Origin of the sequence: Psychrobacter sp. 72-O-c (assembly GCF_904846605.1) — a bacterium.
Classification (GTDB): Bacteria; Pseudomonadota; Gammaproteobacteria; order Pseudomonadales; family Moraxellaceae; genus Psychrobacter.
In genome coordinates, this window is sequence record NZ_CAJHBI010000012.1 from 1 (window position 1) to 19,900 (window position 19,900).

General features: G+C 43.9%; 20 protein-coding genes and 1 tRNA gene. 5 read left to right on the forward strand and 16 right to left on the reverse strand.

Translation table 11 applies throughout. The features are described from left to right. Positions 1–287: 287 nt before the first annotated feature. Both JMX97_RS05775 and JMX97_RS05780 read right to left on the reverse strand, forming a co-directional pair. The gene (locus tag JMX97_RS05775; RefSeq protein ID WP_201556239.1) at positions 288–779 is read right to left on the reverse strand and encodes a Dps family protein; all 492 of its coding nucleotides are present in this window, start codon (positions 777–779) and stop codon (positions 288–290) included. Positions 780–985: 206 nt separating this feature from the next. Further along, positions 986–1,645 carry a YcxB family protein gene (locus JMX97_RS05780; protein WP_201556240.1) on the reverse strand — a complete coding sequence of 220 codons (660 nt, stop codon included), beginning with the start codon at positions 1,643–1,645 and terminating at the stop codon, positions 986–988. A 534-nt stretch (positions 1,646–2,179) separates the two neighbouring features. Here JMX97_RS05780 and serS point away from each other — a divergent pair. Next, positions 2,180–3,466, forward strand: coding sequence for a serine--tRNA ligase (gene serS, locus JMX97_RS05785; RefSeq protein WP_201556241.1), 1,287 nt, complete (start codon positions 2,180–2,182; stop codon positions 3,464–3,466). A gap of 260 nt (positions 3,467–3,726) precedes the next feature. Next, complete coding sequence (gene tkt / locus JMX97_RS05790) at positions 3,727–5,736, forward strand: transketolase (protein ID WP_201556242.1); 2,010 nt, start codon at positions 3,727–3,729, stop codon at positions 5,734–5,736. 74 nt (positions 5,737–5,810) lie between these two features. Here the strand turns inward: tkt and JMX97_RS05795 are convergent, their stop codons facing one another. The 4 genes from JMX97_RS05795 to JMX97_RS05810 all read right to left on the reverse strand — a co-directional run bounded on the left by JMX97_RS05795 (position 5,811) and on the right by JMX97_RS05810 (position 9,853). Beyond that, a complete protein-coding gene (locus JMX97_RS05795) occupies positions 5,811–6,416 on the reverse strand; it encodes a YceI family protein (protein ID WP_201556243.1) in 606 nt (201 codons plus the stop codon). A 266-nt stretch (positions 6,417–6,682) separates the two neighbouring features. Next, positions 6,683–7,033, reverse strand: coding sequence for a DUF779 domain-containing protein (locus JMX97_RS05800; RefSeq protein WP_201556244.1), 351 nt, complete (start codon positions 7,031–7,033; stop codon positions 6,683–6,685). Between the two features lie 165 nt (positions 7,034–7,198). Continuing rightward, the gene (gene adhP / locus JMX97_RS05805) at positions 7,199–8,227 is read right to left on the reverse strand and encodes an alcohol dehydrogenase AdhP (RefSeq protein ID WP_201556245.1); all 1,029 of its coding nucleotides are present in this window, start codon (positions 8,225–8,227) and stop codon (positions 7,199–7,201) included. A 99-nt stretch (positions 8,228–8,326) separates the two neighbouring features. Continuing rightward, positions 8,327–9,853, reverse strand: a complete 1,527-nt coding sequence (locus tag JMX97_RS05810) for an aldehyde dehydrogenase family protein (RefSeq protein WP_201556246.1) — start codon at positions 9,851–9,853, stop codon at positions 8,327–8,329. 390 nt (positions 9,854–10,243) lie between these two features. Between JMX97_RS05810 and JMX97_RS05815 the strand changes: the two genes are divergently transcribed. The 3 genes from JMX97_RS05815 to JMX97_RS05825 all read left to right on the forward strand — a co-directional run bounded on the left by JMX97_RS05815 (position 10,244) and on the right by JMX97_RS05825 (position 13,655). Further along, entirely contained in the window at positions 10,244–12,178 is a 1,935-nt protein-coding gene (locus JMX97_RS05815) for an AAA family ATPase (RefSeq protein WP_201556247.1), read from the forward strand. Between the two features lie 143 nt (positions 12,179–12,321). Beyond that, positions 12,322–13,503 (forward strand): type I glyceraldehyde-3-phosphate dehydrogenase, encoded by a 1,182-nt coding sequence (locus JMX97_RS05820; RefSeq protein ID WP_201556248.1) that lies wholly within the window; start codon positions 12,322–12,324, stop codon positions 13,501–13,503. Between the two features lie 61 nt (positions 13,504–13,564). After that, positions 13,565–13,655, forward strand: a tRNA-Ser gene (locus JMX97_RS05825). A gap of 217 nt (positions 13,656–13,872) precedes the next feature. On the opposite strand, the gene JMX97_RS05830 is transcribed toward JMX97_RS05825, so the two are convergent. The 10 genes from JMX97_RS05830 to JMX97_RS05875 form a co-directional block, all read right to left on the reverse strand. After that, positions 13,873–15,042, reverse strand: coding sequence for an Arm DNA-binding domain-containing protein (locus tag JMX97_RS05830; RefSeq protein WP_201556249.1), 1,170 nt, complete (start codon positions 15,040–15,042; stop codon positions 13,873–13,875). A 206-nt stretch (positions 15,043–15,248) separates the two neighbouring features. Beyond that, on the reverse strand, positions 15,249–15,410 hold the full coding sequence (locus tag JMX97_RS05835; RefSeq protein ID WP_201556299.1) for a hypothetical protein: 162 nt from the start codon (positions 15,408–15,410) through the stop codon (positions 15,249–15,251). After that, positions 15,407–15,610 carry a TraR/DksA C4-type zinc finger protein gene (locus tag JMX97_RS05840; RefSeq protein WP_201556250.1) on the reverse strand — a complete coding sequence of 68 codons (204 nt, stop codon included), beginning with the start codon at positions 15,608–15,610 and terminating at the stop codon, positions 15,407–15,409. Before JMX97_RS05840 ends, JMX97_RS05835 begins: the two co-directional genes overlap by 4 nt. 2 nt (positions 15,611–15,612) lie before the next feature. Next, entirely contained in the window at positions 15,613–15,873 is a 261-nt protein-coding gene (locus JMX97_RS05845) for a hypothetical protein (RefSeq protein ID WP_201556251.1), read from the reverse strand. After that, positions 15,866–16,117: a hypothetical protein gene (locus JMX97_RS05850; RefSeq protein ID WP_201556252.1), complete on the reverse strand. Its 252-nt coding sequence runs from the start codon at positions 16,115–16,117 to the stop codon at positions 15,866–15,868. The genes JMX97_RS05845 and JMX97_RS05850 overlap by 8 nt, the downstream gene beginning before the upstream one ends. Beyond that, complete coding sequence (locus tag JMX97_RS05855; RefSeq protein WP_201556253.1) at positions 16,117–16,428, reverse strand: hypothetical protein; 312 nt, start codon at positions 16,426–16,428, stop codon at positions 16,117–16,119. The genes JMX97_RS05850 and JMX97_RS05855 overlap by 1 nt, the downstream gene beginning before the upstream one ends. Next, positions 16,428–16,646 (reverse strand): hypothetical protein, encoded by a 219-nt coding sequence (locus tag JMX97_RS05860; protein ID WP_201556254.1) that lies wholly within the window; start codon positions 16,644–16,646, stop codon positions 16,428–16,430. Before JMX97_RS05860 ends, JMX97_RS05855 begins: the two co-directional genes overlap by 1 nt. Positions 16,647–16,681: 35 nt before the next feature. Beyond that, the gene (locus tag JMX97_RS05865) at positions 16,682–16,891 is read right to left on the reverse strand and encodes a hypothetical protein (RefSeq protein WP_201556255.1); all 210 of its coding nucleotides are present in this window, start codon (positions 16,889–16,891) and stop codon (positions 16,682–16,684) included. Beyond that, positions 16,891–19,557, reverse strand: coding sequence for a toprim domain-containing protein (locus JMX97_RS05870; protein WP_201556256.1), 2,667 nt, complete (start codon positions 19,555–19,557; stop codon positions 16,891–16,893). The genes JMX97_RS05865 and JMX97_RS05870 overlap by 1 nt, the downstream gene beginning before the upstream one ends. Positions 19,558–19,599: 42 nt before the next feature. Then, the gene (locus JMX97_RS05875; RefSeq protein ID WP_201556257.1) at positions 19,600–19,896 is read right to left on the reverse strand and encodes a hypothetical protein; all 297 of its coding nucleotides are present in this window, start codon (positions 19,894–19,896) and stop codon (positions 19,600–19,602) included. Between the last annotated feature and the right edge of the window lie 4 nt (positions 19,897–19,900).

A 19,900-nucleotide genomic window follows, 5' to 3' on the forward strand; every position in this document is an offset into this window, starting at 1 on the left:
AAAGACTAGGACTGTGGCAGTCGGGGCAATTAATCTCTATTTGTGTCTTCATAACCTCAAATATAGCATCTTTGCTTTGGCTGGCACCCCTCCTTTATTTACTCAGCATACTTTTTGATACACCACCTTATTTTAGTGCCTGTATTTTAATGACTGTATTTTAGTGGCTCTGGTTCCAGCGACATTCAAACCATAAAAAAGCACCCGATTGGGTGCTTTTTCATTATTTCTAGTTCTATTTAATTACCCTTGGCTTTTTAGTCAAGCGACTATTAACCCAACCATTATTAACCTAAAAAGGCGTTATACATCCAAACCAGTTTTTCTTGCTCTTGCACATAAGCATCGACCAGATCTGCTGATCCTTGGTCATCACTATCTGCTGCTAGCGCGGATATTTTACGCTGCTCTTCGATAAGGGCTTGTAGACCTGTTACTACGCCTTTCACACAAGTTGTGCCATCTTTAACGTTCTTGTCTTCAGCGATACCAGTATGCTGAGAAAAATCACTGTAAGCATGGAGTGGCGTGCCACCTAAGGTTAAGACACGTTCTGCAATTTCGTCAATCTGTAATTGTAGTGCGGTGTACAGCTCTTCAAACTTAGGGTGTAAGGTGAAGAAGTGCTCACCTTTTACGTTCCAGTGATAGCCGCGTACGTTGATATAGAAGGTGTGATAGCTAGACAAAAGACTGTTAAGCTTTGCAATTACTTGGCTCATATCTGCTCTTTCTAAACCGATTTGATTGGTGCTGTCATTATCTGTTGCGTTACTCATAATGTTGTCCTTGTAGTTTTATTATAAAATGTGAGTGTAAAAAAAGTGTGAGTATAAAAATAGCGGGTAAGTTGCCTTACCTCTGATGCTTACTATAATAGCAAGCTATCGATGATAAGTTAATTTAATTAAATAAAAACACGTATTGTGTTTTGTAAAACCAATGATAGACCAGCAAACCACGCATAATTTAAAACTATAGGCTATTAAGCGGGTGGCTGTAAGTTTTCAGTTTGTAAGCCCTTTACTGGAATCACTTCTTCTAAATGTTGGCGTACCGTATCAATAGGGAATTTTTGGGCTTTCAAGCGTTTGGGCACGATTTGACTGCCTTGTTGGCCTTTCATTTCAAACATCATGAAGATATAGTCGTCAGTCTCATCCCAGCTTTTGATCGCAGTCCATGGAATTATCGCTTGCTGCGTCGAGCCTGCACGCATTTGCATACCGCGCATTTGTGAATTTTTCGTCGAGTCAGATTGATTGTTTGGCATTGCCATGACCAATCCATGCTTTTGGACACCCAGCTTCATCTGACGCATTTCATCCGGCATTTCTTGGTCAGCCACTTGTTTTTCAAACTCTCTTTTGACATACCATTTAAAGCCAAGGGTACGAACGAGTAGATAAATCGCCGCAGAAACTAGCATCACCCAAAAAATAATCGTCGAGTAGCCCGTTACAAATACCAGTCCTGCAATCGCCAGTATCACTACTATCGCCATGATGATCCATTCTTTGGTTTTGATGCTTGACAGACCAAAAGAGGGGCTGGCACTGGAAAATAGCTCAAATTGCGCTTGGTGAAATTCAGCCTCGGTCAGGTTTAAGGCGATAGGTTGTAGCGTGTAGGGGTACAGGGCCATAAAGGTTTCTCAAATACTCGGGTTAGCCACGGTCTTACTGGGCTGGAAGTGGATAGGTATATTTATTCCAATATAAAAGCGTTATAAGAAAGCTGAGTTCAGGATATAAAGGTGTATGGCAAGCGAGGTCAACACCGTCCGCAAATATAAGGGAGCAAAGTTATGCCTTATCTTACCGAAAAGTGCCTCCAAAAGAAACATATAAGCCTATCTACTGAGCGTTAGATTGATATCAATAGTGATAATAGTCTTATCTGATGCAGATTGCCTTTAATTGTTCCCTTAAAATATGAAAAGGATGATGTGAAATTATGGCGACTCAACATGCTATAAGCTATTACGATAATAAGCGAAAACGTGGTCAAAACTGCTGGGTCTTGGTATCATAGCGTCTAACAAGTGTCATCATAACGTGCATAACAGATATAATGGTATGACGATTTTATAAAGTTAATTTTTGCTTTATTATTTGTTTATTCTAATAATTTTTCTTTATCAACTTTCTATTCACTCTCAGCGTTACAGGCAAATATTATGATCGATCCGAAACTCTTACGCGGCGACTTACACGATTTACAACAGCAATTGGCCACCCGTGGCTATGCACTGGATATGGATTTTTGGCAAACCATCGAAAACGAGCGTAAATCGTTACAAGTACAGACCGAAGAGTTGCAGTCGCGTCGTAACGCAGGGGCCAAGCAAGTGGGCGCGCTCAAAAAATCAGGTGAAGATGCCAGCGAGTTATTAGCTGAAATGCAGAGTGTGAGCGGTGAGATTAAAACCGCCGAAGATGATCTGCGCAGCTTGCAAGAGCGTATTACCCAAGCGGCAGTACAAATTCCTAATATTCCCGCAGCTGATGTGCCTGTTGGAGAGTCAGAAGATGACAATGTAGAAGTACGCCAGTGGGGCACGCCGCGTGAGTTTGACTTTGAGATTCAAGATCATACTCATATCGGTGAGACCTTGGGTATGTTAGATTTTGAAGTAGCAGTCAAGATTACAGGCAGCCGTTTTAACGTCCTTAAAGGGCCATTGGCACAGATGCATCGGGCGCTGATTCAGTTTATGCTCAACACTCATACCATGAAATATGGCTATCTTGAGACTTATGTGCCTTATATTGTTAATTCGGACAGTTTAAAAGGCACAGGTCAGCTGCCTAAATTTGAAGATGATTTGTTTAAGCTAAGCAATCATACTAATAATGATGACATGGATTTTTATTTGATTCCTACCGCTGAAGTGCCAATGACTAACTTGGTACGTGGTGAGCGCTTAGACATCAGTGAGCTACCCTTAAAGTTCACCGCGCATACGCCCTGTTTTCGTAGTGAAGCTGGCTCGTATGGTCGTGATACCCGTGGTCTGATTCGCCAGCATCAGTTTGAAAAAGTTGAGATGGTCAATATAGCCACAGCTGACCAATCTGATGCGTTACTTGAGGCAATGACCGGACAAGCGGAAGATATCCTCCAGCAGCTTAATTTGCCGTATCGAGTGGTACAGCTATGTACGGGTGATATGGGATTTGCCGCGCAAAAGACTTATGACATTGAAGTATGGTTGCCTAGCCAAGATACTTATCGTGAAATCTCAAGCTGTTCAAACTGTGGTGACTTTCAAGCCCGTCGTATGGGCACGCGAGTCAAAAATGGTAAGCAGACCAGCCTTGCGCATACCTTAAACGGTTCAGGGTTGGCAGTCGGACGCACCTTGCTTGCCGTGATGGAAAATAATCAAAACGCGGATGGTAGCATTACCATTCCAGAAGTATTGCGTCCGTTTATGGGCGGTGCAGAAACTATTTTGGCTTAAGTCGGCTTAAATAAGTATTTTGAATTAACGATTAGTGGCTTATAATTAACGCTAATTTGGCAAAACTAATATGAATCATTGTTAAATACTAACGGTCTTGTCATGCCATTTTTTGGCGTGGCTTAGGCCAACTATGGTAAGATTACGCTTTAATTTTACAGCCTATTATTTAAGGGCGTATTTCTCGTCCTTATTGGCTTATCCTCGAGTAAACTCTCCTCTTATCTTCAATACCTCTCATTCGAATATTAGGACACTCTATGCCTGCTCCAATTAGCGAACGTAAATTAGCCAATGCCATCCGCGTACTGTCGTTTGATGCGGTTCAAAAAGCCAATTCTGGTCACCCTGGCGCGCCGATGGGCATGGCCGATATTGCTGAAGTGCTGTGGCGCAAATTTTTAAAGCACAATCCTGCCGATCCCAACTGGTATAACCGTGACCGTTTTGTACTATCAAACGGCCATGGCTCAATGCTTATTTATTCATTGCTACATTTATCTGGCTATGACGTTAGTGTTGATGACCTAAAAGGCTTCCGTCAACTGCATTCAAAGACGCCTGGCCACCCTGAGCTTGGTTATACCCCAGGTATTGAAACCACTACCGGTCCATTAGGCCAAGGTATTGCCAATGCCGTTGGTTTTGCTATTGCAGAAAAAACGCTAGCCGCACAGTTTAATCGTGACGGTCATAATATCGTTGACCATCATACTTATGCGTTCTTGGGCGATGGTTGCTTGATGGAAGGTATCAGTCACGAAGTTTGCTCATTGGCTGGCACATTGGGACTGGGTAAACTAGTCTTCTTTTATGATGGCAATGGCATCTCTATCGATGGTGATGTTGAAGGCTGGTTCACTGATGATACGCAAGCACGTTTTGAAGCTTATGGCTGGCACGTTATAAAAATTGATGGTCATGATACCAATGCCATTACCGAAGCGACAGCAGCAGCGATCAAAGAGAACACTAAACCTAGCCTCATTATTTGTAAAACTACTATTGGCGCTGGTAGCCCGAATAAGCAAGGCTTAGCTTCTAGCCATGGTGCGCCATTGGGTGACGACGAAATCGCTTTAACCCGTGACGCCTTATCATGGAAACATGCGCCGTTTGAGTTAGATGAAGAGATTTATCAAGCGTGGGATGGCAAGCCAAAAGGCGATGTGTTACAAAAGAACTGGCAAGCAGATTTTGAAGCTTATAAAAAAGCTTATCCAGAATTAGCTGCTGAATTGGTTCGCCGTTTAGATGGCGATTTACCAGCTGACTTTGATAAGCAAGCGCAAGACTATATTCAACAGTGCCAAGAACAAGGCGGTGATGTTGCCAGTCGTAAAGCCAGTCAAAACGCGATTAATACCTTACAGCCATTATTGCCAGAACTCATGGGCGGTTCAGCGGATTTAGCCGGCTCGAACTTAACGCTATTTAAGGACGCTATAGGCATCCAAGACGACGCCGCAGGCAACTATATCTATTATGGTGTGCGTGAATTTGGTATGACTGCGATTGCTAATGGTATCGCGCTACACGGCGGCTTTATCCCTTACGTAGCAACTTTCCTGATGTTCATGGAATACGCACGTAACGCCGTCCGTATGGGTGCATTGATGAAGCAGCGTATTATCCATGTCTATACTCATGACTCGATCGGTCTTGGGGAAGATGGTCCTACGCATCAGCCAGTTGAGCAATTAACCAGTTTACGTACCACACCCAATCTACGCACATGGCGTCCTTGTGATGCAACAGAATCTGCCAGCGCTTGGGTTGAAGCCATCAAATCAGAAAATAACCCATCAGCGCTTATCTTTAGTCGTCAAAGCTTGCCACATCAGCAGCGAGATGCTGAGCAAGTAGCAAACATCACCAAAGGTGGTTATGTATTAGCTAAAGAGCAAAGGGTTGGTGATAAAGGATTACAAGCTATCATCATTGCTACTGGTTCTGAAGTCGGTCTTGCTATGCAAGCGTATGAAACCTTAAGTGAAAATGGCGTTAGCGTGCGTGTGGTATCTATGCCATGTGCTGAAATCTTTAGCGAGCAAGATGCTAGCTATCGTGAAGCCGTATTGCCGGCCAATATCCGCGCACGCGTAGCGGTGGAAGCGGCACATGTAGATTACTGGTACAAGTTCGTAGGTCTTGACGGCAAGGTAATAGGCATGACCACTTATGGCGAGTCTGCCCCTGCTAGTGACTTGTATAAAGAGTTTGGTATTACCACTGAAGCGGTAGTTGATGCGGTGAAGAGTTTGGTTTAAGAGGTTCTAATAGTTTGAATTAAAAAAGAGTTGCTAGGTTATCTAGCAACTCTTTTTTTTAAGCTTTTCTAACCTTAATTAGCAGCAATAAGTTTGCCCGATATTTCAAGCGGTATCATATTACCGACTATGTTTGGAAAAGCCGTCACCCCATAAGTATGCCTATCAATCATGCCAGTCGCTCTAAACTTTAAAGTAGGTTTTAGAGTGACAGGGTCATTTCCGATATTTGCTAGCGTCACTTTAACGGTTAAAGGTTTGGTTTGACCCAAGACAGTAAAGTTACCGGTTACGTTCGCCTCTTTAGGATTAATCATTTTAACTTTTTTTGATACAAAAGTCATAGTAGGATACTGCGCAGTATTAAGTAGCTCTTTTCGGCGCAAAAGAGCATTCCGTAGATTGCCACCTGCATCTATACTATTGGTATTGACGGTAAAATTTATTGTAGTGCCAGTTGGATTCTTCATATCGTAATTAATTGAACCGTTAACTTTATTAAACTGACCTTCAATGGTGCCATTTCCTAAATAGGCCACTTTAAAGTCTACGTTGGTTTTTGGCACATCCATCTTCCATTTTTGCGGGGTGTTGGTGGAGGCTAAACTCATTACCGGTAATGATATTAATAAACAGGTACTCAGCGTTATTTTGACTAAAGAGGCAGCAGGTGTATTCATTCTTATAATCCAAAGGGCGATCTTCATGAAACTATATGAAAATTTGGCTAGCTTTTTACAGCGAGTAACGACTCTATAGCGTACTACACCTATTTGGTTATCGTGTATTATTAAAGTTATATGTTGTGGAAATATTTAGCATTAACAAACTTAGGCAATAGCTAGCAAATAATTGATAAAGCATTTGCTACTGGCTGCACACAGTTTCCAAAGTGTCGTGGAGTGGTGGATATTAGCTAATAACAAGTTACTATATAATAGTTTAATTATTTAGCAGATTCAGTATCACCTTCAACCGCACAAACCTCAGAACGCACCATAAAACGTTTGCCTTCTGGTATTTCTAGCGAAAAGCTCGCACCGCGACCGTTGACCACATCAATCGTTAAATCCGTATGTTGCCATAACTTATATTGCGGTTTACCCATATAAAAAGGACAACCAGCAAGTTCACCAATCAGCACGTCTTGACCACCCACCTTAAATTCGCCTAATGGATAACACATCGGTGAGCTACCATCACAGCAACCTCCTGATAGATGAAACATCAAATCGCCGTGCTTGGATTTTAATAGTTCGATCAGTTCTTTACAAGATTCTGTAGCGGCAAGTTTCATGTAATATTCCTTATCGTTAAAATTGTTATTTTATTAGAAATAAGTATTCTATATAAAAGAGAAAAGGTCGTGTCACTATCAATCACATTATTAGTAGCATGTGGCTGAAAATGATACGACCCATTATTGATGACTAAACACGTTAATCATCAAGCTATCATATAGCTACATATTATAGTCAATTACAATGCGGCCTTCGATTTTTCCAGCACGCATACGCTCAAAGATATCATTGATATTTTCAAGTGGTTCAGCGGCAACGGTGGCTTTTACTTTGCCTGCTGCTGCCATATTTAACGACTCTTGTAAGTCAAGACGCGTACCAACGATTGAGCCACGTATAGTGATACCGTTCAGAACGGTATCAAAAATCGATACTGGAAAATCACCTGTTGGTAGACCATTAAAGACCACGGTACCACCACGTCTTACCATACTCAGTGCTTGATCAAATGCCTTAGAGGACACAGCGGTCACTAGCACACCATGAGCACCACCAATCTCTTTTTTCAGATACTTACCAGGATCGGTGTTTTTAGCATTAACAGTGACAGTAGCGCCTAACTTTTTAGCAAATTCAAGCTTCTCATCATCAATATCGACAGCAGCAACGTTAAGACCCATCGCAATGGCATATTGAACGGCCATATGACCCAGTCCGCCGATGCCTGAAATAACGACCCAATCGCCTGGCTTGGTGTCGGTCATTTTAAGACCTTTATATACAGTGACACCTGCACACAGAACGGGAGCAATTTCAATGGAGTCAACATTATCAGGGATAATGCCGACATAGTTGGCATCGGCTAGAACATATTCTGCAAAACTGCCGTTAACCGAATAGCCAGAGTTTTGTTGACGCTCACATAAGGTCTCCCAACCACCTAAACAATGGGTACAGTGACCACAGGCAGAGTACAGCCAAGGAACCCCAACACGGTCGCCTTCTTTGACGTGGGTGACGCCTTCACCAACTGCCGTTATCAGCCCTACGCCTTCGTGTCCAGGAATAAACGGTGGGCTAGGTTTTACCGGCCAGTCCCCTTCGATAGCATGTAAGTCGGTATGACAAACACCTGATGCTTGCATCTTGACGACAATCTCGCCAGCACCTGGCGTCGGGATATCAACTTCTTCAATCTGTAAAGGGTGACCAAACTCATGTAAAACAGCGGCTTTCATTTTATTACTCATGATAATATTTCCCAGTCATTTATCTTCGATCCCAATGTGAAAAAAGTATCTACTCTATGAATCCACGACTTTGTAAATGAAGCGTTGGCAGTTAACGATCTAGAAGAAACCCATGGCTTTAGGACTATAAGAAACCAGCATATTTTTGGTTTGCTGATAATGATCTAGCATCATTAAATGGTTTTCGCGGCCAATACCAGACTGCTTATAACCACCAAACGCTGAATGTGCAGGATAGAGGTGATAGCAGTTAGTCCAAACGCGACCCGCTTTAATACCACGACCGAAACGATAAGCGCGAGTGCCATTACGCGTCCATACTCCAGCACCAAGACCGTATAAGGTGTCATTAGCGATAGTCATAGCATCTTCATCGTCTTTAAAGGTAGTGACGGCAAGCACTGGACCGAAGATTTCTTCTTGGAACACGCGCATATCATTCGTGCCTTCAAAGATGGTCGGCTGTACATAGTAACCGTCCGCCATGTCGCCATCATGTTTGGCTATTTCACCACCAACAAGGACTTTGGCGCCTTCTTTTTTACCAATATCGAGATAAGAAAGAATTTTCTCTAGCTGATCCGAGCTGGCTTGTGCACCGATCATGGTATCTGTATCGAGTGGGTTGCCCATTTTGATGGCTTTAACGCGGGCGATACAGCGTTTCATAAATTCATCATAGATGCTTTCGTGAACGAGGGCGCGTGACGGGCAAGTACAGACCTCACCTTGGTTCAGCGCAAACATGACCAAGCCTTCAACCGCTTTATCTAAGAAGTCGTCGTCTTCATCCATCACATCAGCAAAGAAGATGTTTGGACTTTTACCACCAAGCTCTAAAGTCACTGGAATGATATTTTCACTAGCGTATTGCATAATCAAGCGACCGGTTGTGGTCTCACCAGTAAAGGAAACTTTATCAATGCGTGGATTGGAAGCGATTGGCTTGCCGGCTTCAACACCGAAACCGTTAACGACGTTAAGGACGCCTTTAGGTAGAATGTCGGCTGCGCCTATCAAGTCAAGCATGTACAAAACAGAAGCGGGGGTTTGCTCGGCAGGCTTGAGGATGACACAGTTACCCGCTGCAAGGGCAGGAGCAATTTTCCAGATTGCCATTAGAATAGGGAAGTTCCAAGGAATGATTTGTCCGACGACGCCCAGTGGCTCATGAAAATGATAGGCGACCGTATCTTCATCAATTTGGCTGATACCGCCTTCTTGCGCGCGAATCACCCCAGCGAAGTAACGCAAATGGTCAATTGCTATTGGAATATCAGCGGCAAGGGTTTCGCGCACTGGTTTACCGTTCTCATAGCACTCGGCAATAGCGATCTTTTCAAGGTTGGCTTCGATACCATCGGCAAGATTGAGCAACATTTTGGAGCGTTCAGTGACACTGGTTTTGCCCCAAGCTTCTTTGGCAGCATGAGCGGCGTCCAGCGCTTTTTCGATATCAGCGGCTTTAGAGCGCGCAACCTGACAGATGGTTTTGCCATCGATAGGGCTTGAGTTGTCGAAGTATTCGCCATCAACTGGCGCTACCCACTCACCATTAATAAAGTTATCGTATTTTTTGCGGAACTGTACAGGACTGTTTTCAGTGTTAGGGTAGGCGTATAGCATTTATAACTCCTTGTTGTGTTGTTTTATAAGGCAATATAAGCGTGTAAGCTATGTTATAAACAATTCAATAACCCTATATAATAGGGCTGCTCACACGTTGATTACCTGATCTTCCTGATCTTGACTATCTCTCGTACTGTCTGTCTATCGTACTGAGCTTTTAGTCAGACTTATAATGACTTTTAATAAGAATAAATTAGTTAATACATAAATTTAAGTTATTGGTCATCCTATGGTTAAATAGGTTCGCAAAGCGTGTACAGCTGTTATAATCAGCTGTCTTATAAACAGTCATACTGCTTTATGGTTCATTGTATTTACACTGCTACCCATTGAATTTTTTGAATAGCAGCTCTCTCCCTTTCTCATGTTATTGGTTGGTTTGGATATATGCGTCAATCTTCTGCTCTTGATATCTTGAAAACAGGTCAAAACGTCTTTTTGACGGGCTCGGCAGGTTCAGGTAAGACTTATACTCTTAATCAATATATTAATTATTTGCGCGCTCGCCGAGTTCCGGTGGCAGTGACCGCCAGTACTGGAATTGCTGCCACCCATATGAATGGCACCACTATTCATAGCTGGTCGGGGATTGGTATTAAAGATGAGTTAAGCGAGCGCGATTTAACCAATTTATCTCGTAAACAGTTTTTAGCCGATAGACTGAAAGATACTGCTGTACTTATTATTGATGAGATATCCATGCTTCATGCCAAGCAGCTGAACTTGGTCAGCCAAGTGCTCAAGCATGTCCGTAAGAACGACTCAGCATTTGGCGGTATTCAAGTGGTGGTTGCCGGAGATTTTTTTCAGTTGCCGCCTATTGGCAGCAAGGGCGAGAGTAATAGAGAAAAATTCGCTTTTATGTCTGAGGCGTGGCTGGAGGCAAAGTTTCATATTTGTTATTTGAGTGAGCAGCATCGGCAGGTCAGTGAAGAGGCTAATGGCGGTGTTGATTTGGATGATATCTTGAATCAAATCCGGTGTCAGCATGTGACTTTTGAGTCGATAGCGGCTTTAGAAGCCACTTACGATCAAAACGTTGATATTAACCGTACTCGCCTATATACCCATAATCTCAATGTTAATAAGATCAATGATAAAGAGCTTGCAGCGTTATCTGGTGAGATGAAGCGATTTGACGCGACGGCAACTGGCGATACTAAGCTAGTAGATACGCTGAAAAAGACCGTGCGTACCCAAGATGAGCTTATCTTGAAAGTCGGCGCGAAAGTCATGTTTATCAAAAACAATACTGAGCTTGGCGTCTCTAACGGCACGATGGGCGAGTTGATTGGTTTTGCGGCTGTAAAGGTTGATGATAGCAGTAAAGATAAAAGTGATGCTTTAATCGAGGAAGACAAGAATGAGCTAAGCGCTGATGACAAGGCTGACGCCAGCGATAATACTGGTACTGATGTTAAAACAAAAGAGAAGTCAAAAACTAAAAAGCCAGCACCCCAGAAAATGCCAGTGGTCCGGCTAAATTCAGGGCGTGAAGTAGTCGCCGAGCCTGAAGAATGGATGATTGAAGACGAAAGCGGGGAGGTGCTGGCAAGCTATTTACAAGTACCCTTATGTTTGGCTTGGGCGATTACTATTCATAAATCGCAAGGGATGACCCTTGATGCCGCTGAAATTGATTTGTCCCGTACTTTTGAGCTTGGCCAAGGCTATGTGGCATTGTCACGGCTTAAATCTTTGGCAGGCTTACAGCTGCTGGGCATGAATGATATGAGCTTACAGCTTGACCCACTAGCACGCGGAGCAGATAAACGGTTTCTAGAGCTTTCTGATGAAGCCGATGCCAACTATGCGATGCTTGATGAAAAAAGCATGCAGCAAGCGCACGAAAAGTTTATTTTAAAAACGGGCGGTACGCTCAGTAAATCAGTGATTGATGCCTATACCAATCTACAAAAAAAGCGCCGAGAACAACAGCAAGCGCAGCAAGATAAAAAGCAAAAATTAGGCAATCAAGTCGCTGATAAGTCGGCCAGTACCTTACTTGCTACACGGTTACTGTTGGAAGAAAGTCTTAGCATTGCTGAAATTGCGCAAACGCGTGGGCTTGCACAATCGACTATTATGCGCCATATTAGTGATCTGAAAAGCGAAGATCAAAGCCTCGCTTGTGATCATCTGCGCCCTGATGATGCGGTAATGACCGCGGTCGGTAATGCCTATGTGGTTATCAAAGTAGCTAATAATCCTAACGACTTTCACGATGATGGTAACATCAAGCTAAGACCCGTTTTTGAGCATCTCAAGCAGACCATCGACTATAATACTATTCGCTTGGCACTGATTTTTATTACTCCGTAAATTCTCATAACAGCCTCCTATTACAGCCATTTATGATTAAAAATCGCAAGGCGTGCATGACATAAGCACGCCTAACCTCATGCGGTCATTGTCTCTATGACGCCAGAATATCCTTGTTCCTACATTTATAGCGACCCTCTTTTATGCCTGATTTTTCTAGCGCTACTTATCAATTGACGTCTGATCCTGCGGTAGTAGCCGCGTTCCATGCGACTAGCGAGCACACACAGCCACTCAGAATTGCTATTAATGGCTTTGGGCGTATTGGCCGTAATGTGTTGCGCGCGCTGCTGGAACGCTTTGAGGTGCTTGGGCGTGCCATTCATGTGGTTGCTATTAATGATCTAGCACCAGCTGATATATTATTGCACTTATTAAAATTTGACAGCACTCACGGACGTTTAAGTCGGCTTGGGGTCAATGCGGAGTTGGTTGTTGACACTGTCAATGACTATAATGAGACTGAGCTTTGCTTGACCAAGAATAATCATACTTACTGTATACGTATGCTTTCAGAAGCAGACCCGCAAAAGCTCCCGTGGCAAACGCTCGGCATCGATGTAGTGCTAGAATGTACCGGTTATTTTCGCTCCTACGATCAAGCTCATTTACATATCGAAGCCGGCGCTCAGCAAGTTATTATCGGTGCTGCACCCTTTGATGACGTGGATGCCTGTATCGTTATGGGCGTTAACACCAACGAGCTAACCAATGAGCTTCCGATTATCTCTAGCGTTTCTTGTACCACGCAAGCGTTGGTGCCGCTGATTGATACCCTTGATAAGGCTTTTGGGGTAGAGTCTGCGATGATGACGGAAATCCATGCGGTCACTGCCGACCAAACCGTGCTGGATCAAGCACATCGTGATCCACGACGGGCGCGTGCCTCGGGATATAATATTATTCCTACCACTTCGAGCAGTATTGCGGCCACTGAACGCGTGCTACCAAAGATGGTCGGCAAAATTAATGGTCATTCTATTCGGGTACCGACTATTAACGTCGCTGCTATTGATGTGACCTTTGTGTTTAGTACGCCAGATGTTAGTATAGAGGCGATGAGAGATACGCTACAATCTGCCAGTGAAGGACACTTGGTCAACATCATGGCTTATACTGATGAGCCATTGGTCTCAAGCGACTTTATCCATCAGCCTGAATCACTTATCATTGATGGTCAGCAATTGATGCAGGTGGGCAATCAGTATAAGGTTTTTGCCTGGTATGATAACGAATGGGGTTATGCCAATCGGCTATTAGATATGTGTCTGCATCTCGCTTCTAGTAAACAACAGGCCAGCAAACAGCGGTTAGCGATAAAATAATTTAGTTTTTTTACATTAGCCCTTGCATTCTTATTTGAGATCGCTATAATGATGCACAAATGGAGACGTGGCAGAGTGGTTGAATGCACCGGTCTTGAAAACCGACAAGGGTTCGTAGCCCTTCGAGAGTTCGAATCTCTCCGTCTCCTCCAAATATCGGGTGATAGCTAAAAACGTTGGAACCCTTATAGAGCCTACCTTGTGTAGGCTTTTTTAATGCCTGTAATTTGGTTATGGTTTGATAGTGTGGGCTGCTGTGTGGGCTGGGAATTATCACTAAACCGTATCAATGATTTTGTGAGCGCCCATAAATAAAGGGCTTCCAGCGTTGATACGCCAAAAGCCCCGGTTATTTTGCCGTGGGCTGGGTTATAGGTCTAGTGCGTGATTTAGCAGTTTTATGATATGGCCAGAGTCTTGCGGTATGAATTTGCCGTAATGTTTGTGGATCATGTCGGTATTGCTATGGCCAAGTTGGTTGGCCAACCATTCGGCCGTGACGACGCCAGTTGACAGCACCTGACTGGCATAGGTGTGCCGGCCATTATTCAGTGGTCGGTAATCTACTTCGATACTCTCTAAATAATCGGCCCATTGATGGCGCAGCTGCTCATAAGTATGATGCGTGCCGGTGTTTGGGTTGTGCCAAAGAAACTGCAAGTTGTGTGGGCGTGCTGTCCGGTGATCGCGCTCTGTAATCATGACTGTTTGTAGCGGTGAGTCTTTTACTAATTCGATTTGGCTGCGTAGCGCGTCAATAACGATGGGCAATAGCTCGACTTGGCGCTTGCGGCGTCTGTTTTTGGTGACTCGATAGGCCCCTTTTACTACGCCCCTGCGGATATGAGCGTGACCGTTGTCCAAATCTAAGTCTGCCACTGCTAATGCAAGCAGCTCATGTGATGATAGACCTGACCAAATCATGACTGTCCATAGGTTTTTACGTGCCTGGTCCTGTTCATTATCTATAATGAGACGTATTTCGCTTTTGTTAAAGGGATATATGTCGTCTGGATCGTTAAAATTTAGCTTTATATACTGCGTTGGGTCATTTACTTGGCTTTGATGACGTGACCAGTAGCCATAAATCTTGCGCCATAAGCCCAAGATCTCTTTAATCGTGTTTGAGCTGAGCTGCTTTTGTTTTATTAAGTCTTTATATACCCAGTCCTCAACGTCTTCGACGGTGATTTTGGCTATTTGTTTGTGTGTCCAATAGGTACTGATATGGTTATTTACTTTGCTTTGATAGGTTATCCATGAGGACTCGGACACTAATGATTGTTCAGTAGTTTGCCACTGATTCAAGTAATGGCCAAAGTAGGAGGCTTTGCGCTTAGGGGAGTGGGGGAATGTCTGATCTCGGTCAAACGTACCCATTTCTATTTGAGTATCTATCGATTGCGCTATGGCTGCGGCTTTTTTAAGATTGGCTTCAGTGGGCGGGGTGTCGTACATGGTTTCGCGGTCGCGCTGGCCATTCTTGTCTTTCCACCAAATGCGGATACTGGTCTTTAGCGGCTCTATGCCTGCGGACATTTTGGTCTCCTTTGATTTCAGGTCAAGAGTGGCGTTATATCGCGTATGCGTTCTTTATGTGAGCGGTAAACGAGCGGTAAAACTACGGTAGTAAAAAAAAGAGGTAATAGAGGTTAGATCTCCATTATCTCTTTTTAACCACCTGATTTACCTTGCATTAATTATTACCTTATAAAGGTAATTTTGGGGTAAGTTTGCTGTGATTATTACTTATTTGATGGCTCTGTCTTGGTGCAATCGTACACAGTTTGACCGATATAGAACTCTCCAAGGCGCTGACATTCTGTCTTTACCACATTGTGCGCGATGACGCTGCCAACGTTATAAGACATGAATGCCGTGATTAACATCCAAAATAGTGTTTTCATTGCCTCCCTCGCTTCTCTAGCACGGTTTGGCAATCAACACATAAGTTACGGCCACCAAAAGCTTGTCGCTGAATGGGGATGTCTTCGCCACACTCTAAACATTCTGGCAGTGACGGCGCATCAAACTTTGGGGCCTTCGCTATGATTCTGTCTATTGTTTCTTGAGCAACGTCATTTGCTCTGTCGATGTCGTCAGCCATCGTTACTGTCTCCTTAGCTTTTTTATTAACTGATCGTCTGTCATAGACATCATGGTTTCGATCTCGTTGTCATCGATATAAATAGATAGCCCTGCTCTACTAGACGCTTCAAACGTATTCAGCATGGTTTGACCATTACAGAGATATATCATCATATCTAGCGGCGCTAGCTTTTCGTTTAGCGGTGCTAAGGTTTTTGTCATACCGCTTTTTGCAATATTTAGATTTTTCTTGTGTTGGCCAAAAGAGATTTGATCATTCATGGGGTTGCTCTCCTATTTTGATTTCGGTTATGGATTCGTACTTACGTTCTTTGTAGACTTCGACTTGGCAGCGCATAACTATCTTGTCTCCTTTAATCTCGTAGCGTTTATTTTGATATAGTTCGCGCTGTTTGTGCGTTGGGTGCATCGAGCAATCAATCATCTGACCAGACTCGATGTCGAAGGTTATCCAATGCAAAGGACTGGTACGGTCGTAAGGAAATAGGGCGCGGACTAGGTTCATTAATCAGTCTCCATATCGTCAGCAATCTTTAAGACATCGATGGCAATATTTTTGGCCAGTCCGGTTAATTCACTTATCCCTTCAATTGCGTCTTCATCTTCTTCATAGTCAGCATTCTGGAAGTAATAATCGCGGATTTCGTCTAAGCTTTTTTGTAGTTCGGATTCAATCTGTTGATTGGGTACCAACCGACTAATTGTCTTTGCCATAATTAACAAGGTATTTGAATTGGCCAATTCTTGAATCTTTTGTTGTTCAGCTAGATTTTTGGCGTTTTCCATCGCCATTTTCATTAGTTTATTTAGGTCCATTAGTCGTGGTCCTCTCTATTCTTCACACCACAGAACGGACAGTAAGTGAAAGTGATAGTTGTAATTTTATGATTTTTAAGACCTTTTTCTTTTAGCTTAATATCGGACTTCAAAACCATAGTCATTTCGCCGTCTTTTAGAGAAAATACTAAGTCTTTAAAAGATGCTTCTAACACTGGCTTAGCCTGATACTGTTCTTGGTCGTTACAGTGAGCCATAATCTGCTTAGGTAATTCTGTTAAACATTTGCATGTCATACTTTTAGCCCTCGTTTCATGTAGCTGTATTTGTAGCCGTTATGTTTGAAGTCGACTAAGCCTTCACTTGCTAGTCGCATTGCATGACGTTGAACCGTACGAACGTTGAGGAATGTTTTGTCTGCTATTTGCGCCGCTGTCATTAGCTGGTTACTGCTATTGATAACTCGCATGATGCAGAACATGTTGTCTATTGCTATGCTCATTACGCCTCCATTCCGTTTTCAAACACCCAGCATTTAACGGTTTTGGCTCTATAAACCGTGCTAGATATGGCAACGTTTGAATCAATGAATTTATTCTTTCGGCTGGATCTAAGCAGGCGCTTCATCTCGGTCTGTTCTGGTAGGCGCTGTCCTTCTTGCTGCGCGATTTTATAAAAGGCCGGTAGATTAATGGCTATCCGCTTTTTATCAGAGGAATGGTTCATGTCACACTGGGCCAAGGTGTCCATGTACTCATAAATCTCCCAGAACTGTTCGACCAATGGATGATCGCTGGACAGTCTGGCCACGCGCTGTTGTGACATTTCAATCAAGGTGCTTTTGGCGTCTTTGGCTTGAGCATCGGTCATAACGTCATTGAGTACGTGCATATGCAAGCAATCTATCATCGCGGCTATCTGGGCATGATTGAGCGCAATACGGGTATGCGTGATGCCAGCAGCATGATAAAAGGCTTCGTAGATGCGCACCTTTTCACTATATGTTTTTAAGATGGCTTCTTCATTACGAATGGCTTTTACCATGAATTGACTGGTGACTTCTAGCGGTATTCGGTCGAGCTCATCGACGATATGTTTGCCTGCCAATGTCTGACCTTCACGGGTTAAGCGTATATGCAATAAGCGAGTCAGCATGGCTTCAGATGCTTGAATCGGTTCGTTTTGGCTAATCATGATGGCGGCGCGGAATGGCGGTGAGTAAGTATCGTTGCCGTTATTCTTGACGCCGCGACTCCGGATTGAACGACCGTTGAAGGCGTCTTTTAGTTGGTCCCATTCAAACTTTGAGTAGGATTTTTTGCCGTCTTCATCGTTACGGTCGCCTTCGATAAGGGCGATGGGCATGTTGGATACTTGGGCAAACTCACGATAGATGGCCACTGATGTGGCTTTTGATGGGTCAAAGCCTTCGTAGTCCTCACGGCCTGATAAGCGCCATAAGAATTCTAGTAGACGTGATTTACCAGCGCCTGCTTGACCGACCAATTCAAAAAATGGATAGCTGCGATCGATGCCGCGTATCTGCTCGGCAAAATAAGTGCCTAGCCACCAAGCCATGACGACCGTGCCATAGTTGCCGCGCACGCTATTAAACTTGGGCCACCAGTCAAAGTTGGGTTTGTCTTTGGTGTTTAATTGCATAACCGGGGAGTTGGCCAATGACTTCACTTCTAGTCGGCCTAATTTAAAATAGTCCTGTTCATTGATGGCGACTGATTTGCCCTTGTGGACGGCAACGTTATTAAAGATATACGCGCCAAGCTCTTTGCTGTAGCCGATAAAGTCGGTGGTTTTGACTTCTTTGAGCGCTTCCGTCTGGTGACGCATGATGATATCGAGCTGACCAGCTGCGCCAGTCCAAAAGACACCGGCATAAACGGATAGCAAACGTGGCTTGAATTTGGACGGACTAGATAACTGATCGCCGGTGATGGTGGTGGTGACATCGCCTTTTACCGTGCTGACTCGCATGAAGTACCAGGATTCGTCTGTAATCTCATTGCGTTGGAAATAAAGGGCTTCAAGCTTGGCATTGCATAATTCAGTGACAGTACTTGAGCTTTTGACAAACTCTGGCATGGACTCGTCCACGTCGGTTAAGTCGCTGACGGATTCTAAGTAAGTGCTGACTTGATGCTTCTCGACGCCAATACAGCTAGACAGGGCTTTGGTATCCAGCTCGAACCACCAGGTGCGGTAGTTATATTCAAAGTAAAAGCTGCTGCGCTTGGTGTGCATGTACATGATGACCGCGGCTTCTATTGCGGACTTGGCTGTCAATAAGTTACCGAAATAGCGATAGGTTTCGATGTGCTCTGGTGATAGACGTTGCATCTCGTGTAAGTCGTTCCAGTCCAGCTGACGGTGCTTTTCATAAGGGGGCTGTGCTGCGACACAATCAAAGCCCATATCGGTTGCGGCTTTTACACTGCGATGAATACCGTCTTTACCCGCTTTGTCATTGTCATACGCCCATACCAATTTGGGCAGAGTGCGCTTAGCCTTGTCGTATTGGCTCTTTAGCTCATAGAGGCTGTGCTCTGGGAAGTTGCTGCAACTGATTGAGCTGACGGCATCGATACCATGCTCAGCTAATGCTGCAGCGTCAAAAATACCTTCTGTTATCCACAATTCAGTTGGCATTTGGGTGTTGCTTGGATGCCACCACCAGTAGCCTTTTACGTTATAGCCGTATTTGATATTGGCCTTACGCGGGAAGCGGTCGGCTTGGTCAATGATGCGCTCCCACCATCCACCGTTTGGTAAAGTAAAGCGAACGGTAGCTGATGATATGCCAAGGTCCCGGCTGCTGTATTGCTCTTGGGTATAGCTGCTTTTGATGGGTTTGATGCTAAGACCACGGCCTTCATTAAGATAGGCATCGGCTGCGGCGTTGGGGCTGATGTCAGTCTGTTTATAAGTCGCTGACCAGTCTTTGAATAGATCAGAAAAGAGATCCTTTACGTGGATCTCCATACCGCATTTATTAAGACGGCCACACTTGACGACGCGGGGCGTGGTGGAATGAGTGAATAAAGATTTTTTGCTGCAATCTGGGCATCTGCCTTCGCGTAGCCAGTTGCCGCTTACTTTGAATCCGTAGTCCGATATCAGGCGGTCTACGACTTTGTCATTAACTCGTGTCATGGTATTACCTAATTATTTGAGTACAAGGGTTTTGGGTTGTTACTACGCTATAAGACTTAAGTTGGCGGTCTGCGCGATTATCTCTTGATGATACTCATAGGCCCTCTTATTGGCTGCATACGATATCGCTTGAGAATAACGACCTAAATGAATGTGATTGGCCAACATGTGGTAGTTCGTAATATCAGCCTTAAGATGGAAGGCTATGTCTATATCTACAGAGGAATAAACAAATACGATGTTGTCTCTATCACCGATGCTGGGTACTAAGCGTATGCTAGTGCCCGAGGTTAGCTTTAGGTTGATCGGCTTGATCGTTTCTTTAAATAACTTAGCCATGCGA

Excerpts from the sequence above, each read along its gene's own strand:
- JMX97_RS05775 (WP_201556239.1), bottom strand. The coding sequence starts at position 779 with ATGAGTAACGCAACAGATAATGACAGCACCAATCAAATCGGTTTAGAA.
- JMX97_RS05780 (WP_201556240.1), bottom strand. The coding sequence starts at position 1,645 with ATGGCCCTGTACCCCTACACGCTACAACCTATCGCCTTAAACCTGACC.
- serS (WP_201556241.1), top strand. The coding sequence starts at position 2,180 with ATGATCGATCCGAAACTCTTACGCGGCGACTTACACGATTTACAACAG.
- tkt (WP_201556242.1), top strand. The coding sequence starts at position 3,727 with ATGCCTGCTCCAATTAGCGAACGTAAATTAGCCAATGCCATCCGCGTA.
- JMX97_RS05795 (WP_201556243.1), bottom strand. The coding sequence starts at position 6,416 with ATGAATACACCTGCTGCCTCTTTAGTCAAAATAACGCTGAGTACCTGT.
- JMX97_RS05800 (WP_201556244.1), bottom strand. The coding sequence starts at position 7,033 with ATGAAACTTGCCGCTACAGAATCTTGTAAAGAACTGATCGAACTATTA.
- adhP (WP_201556245.1), bottom strand. The coding sequence starts at position 8,227 with ATGAGTAATAAAATGAAAGCCGCTGTTTTACATGAGTTTGGTCACCCT.
- JMX97_RS05810 (WP_201556246.1), bottom strand. The coding sequence starts at position 9,853 with ATGCTATACGCCTACCCTAACACTGAAAACAGTCCTGTACAGTTCCGC.
- JMX97_RS05815 (WP_201556247.1), top strand. The coding sequence starts at position 10,244 with ATGCGTCAATCTTCTGCTCTTGATATCTTGAAAACAGGTCAAAACGTC.
- JMX97_RS05820 (WP_201556248.1), top strand. The coding sequence starts at position 12,322 with ATGCCTGATTTTTCTAGCGCTACTTATCAATTGACGTCTGATCCTGCG.
- JMX97_RS05830 (WP_201556249.1), bottom strand. The coding sequence starts at position 15,042 with ATGTCCGCAGGCATAGAGCCGCTAAAGACCAGTATCCGCATTTGGTGG.
- JMX97_RS05835 (WP_201556299.1), bottom strand. The coding sequence starts at position 15,410 with ATGAAAACACTATTTTGGATGTTAATCACGGCATTCATGTCTTATAAC.
- JMX97_RS05840 (WP_201556250.1), bottom strand. The coding sequence starts at position 15,610 with ATGGCTGACGACATCGACAGAGCAAATGACGTTGCTCAAGAAACAATA.
- JMX97_RS05845 (WP_201556251.1), bottom strand. The coding sequence starts at position 15,873 with ATGAATGATCAAATCTCTTTTGGCCAACACAAGAAAAATCTAAATATT.
- JMX97_RS05850 (WP_201556252.1), bottom strand. The coding sequence starts at position 16,117 with ATGAACCTAGTCCGCGCCCTATTTCCTTACGACCGTACCAGTCCTTTG.
- JMX97_RS05855 (WP_201556253.1), bottom strand. The coding sequence starts at position 16,428 with ATGGACCTAAATAAACTAATGAAAATGGCGATGGAAAACGCCAAAAAT.
- JMX97_RS05860 (WP_201556254.1), bottom strand. The coding sequence starts at position 16,646 with ATGGCTCACTGTAACGACCAAGAACAGTATCAGGCTAAGCCAGTGTTA.
- JMX97_RS05865 (WP_201556255.1), bottom strand. The coding sequence starts at position 16,891 with ATGAGCATAGCAATAGACAACATGTTCTGCATCATGCGAGTTATCAAT.
- JMX97_RS05870 (WP_201556256.1), bottom strand. The coding sequence starts at position 19,557 with ATGACACGAGTTAATGACAAAGTCGTAGACCGCCTGATATCGGACTAC.
- JMX97_RS05875 (WP_201556257.1), bottom strand. The coding sequence starts at position 19,896 with ATGGCTAAGTTATTTAAAGAAACGATCAAGCCGATCAACCTAAAGCTA.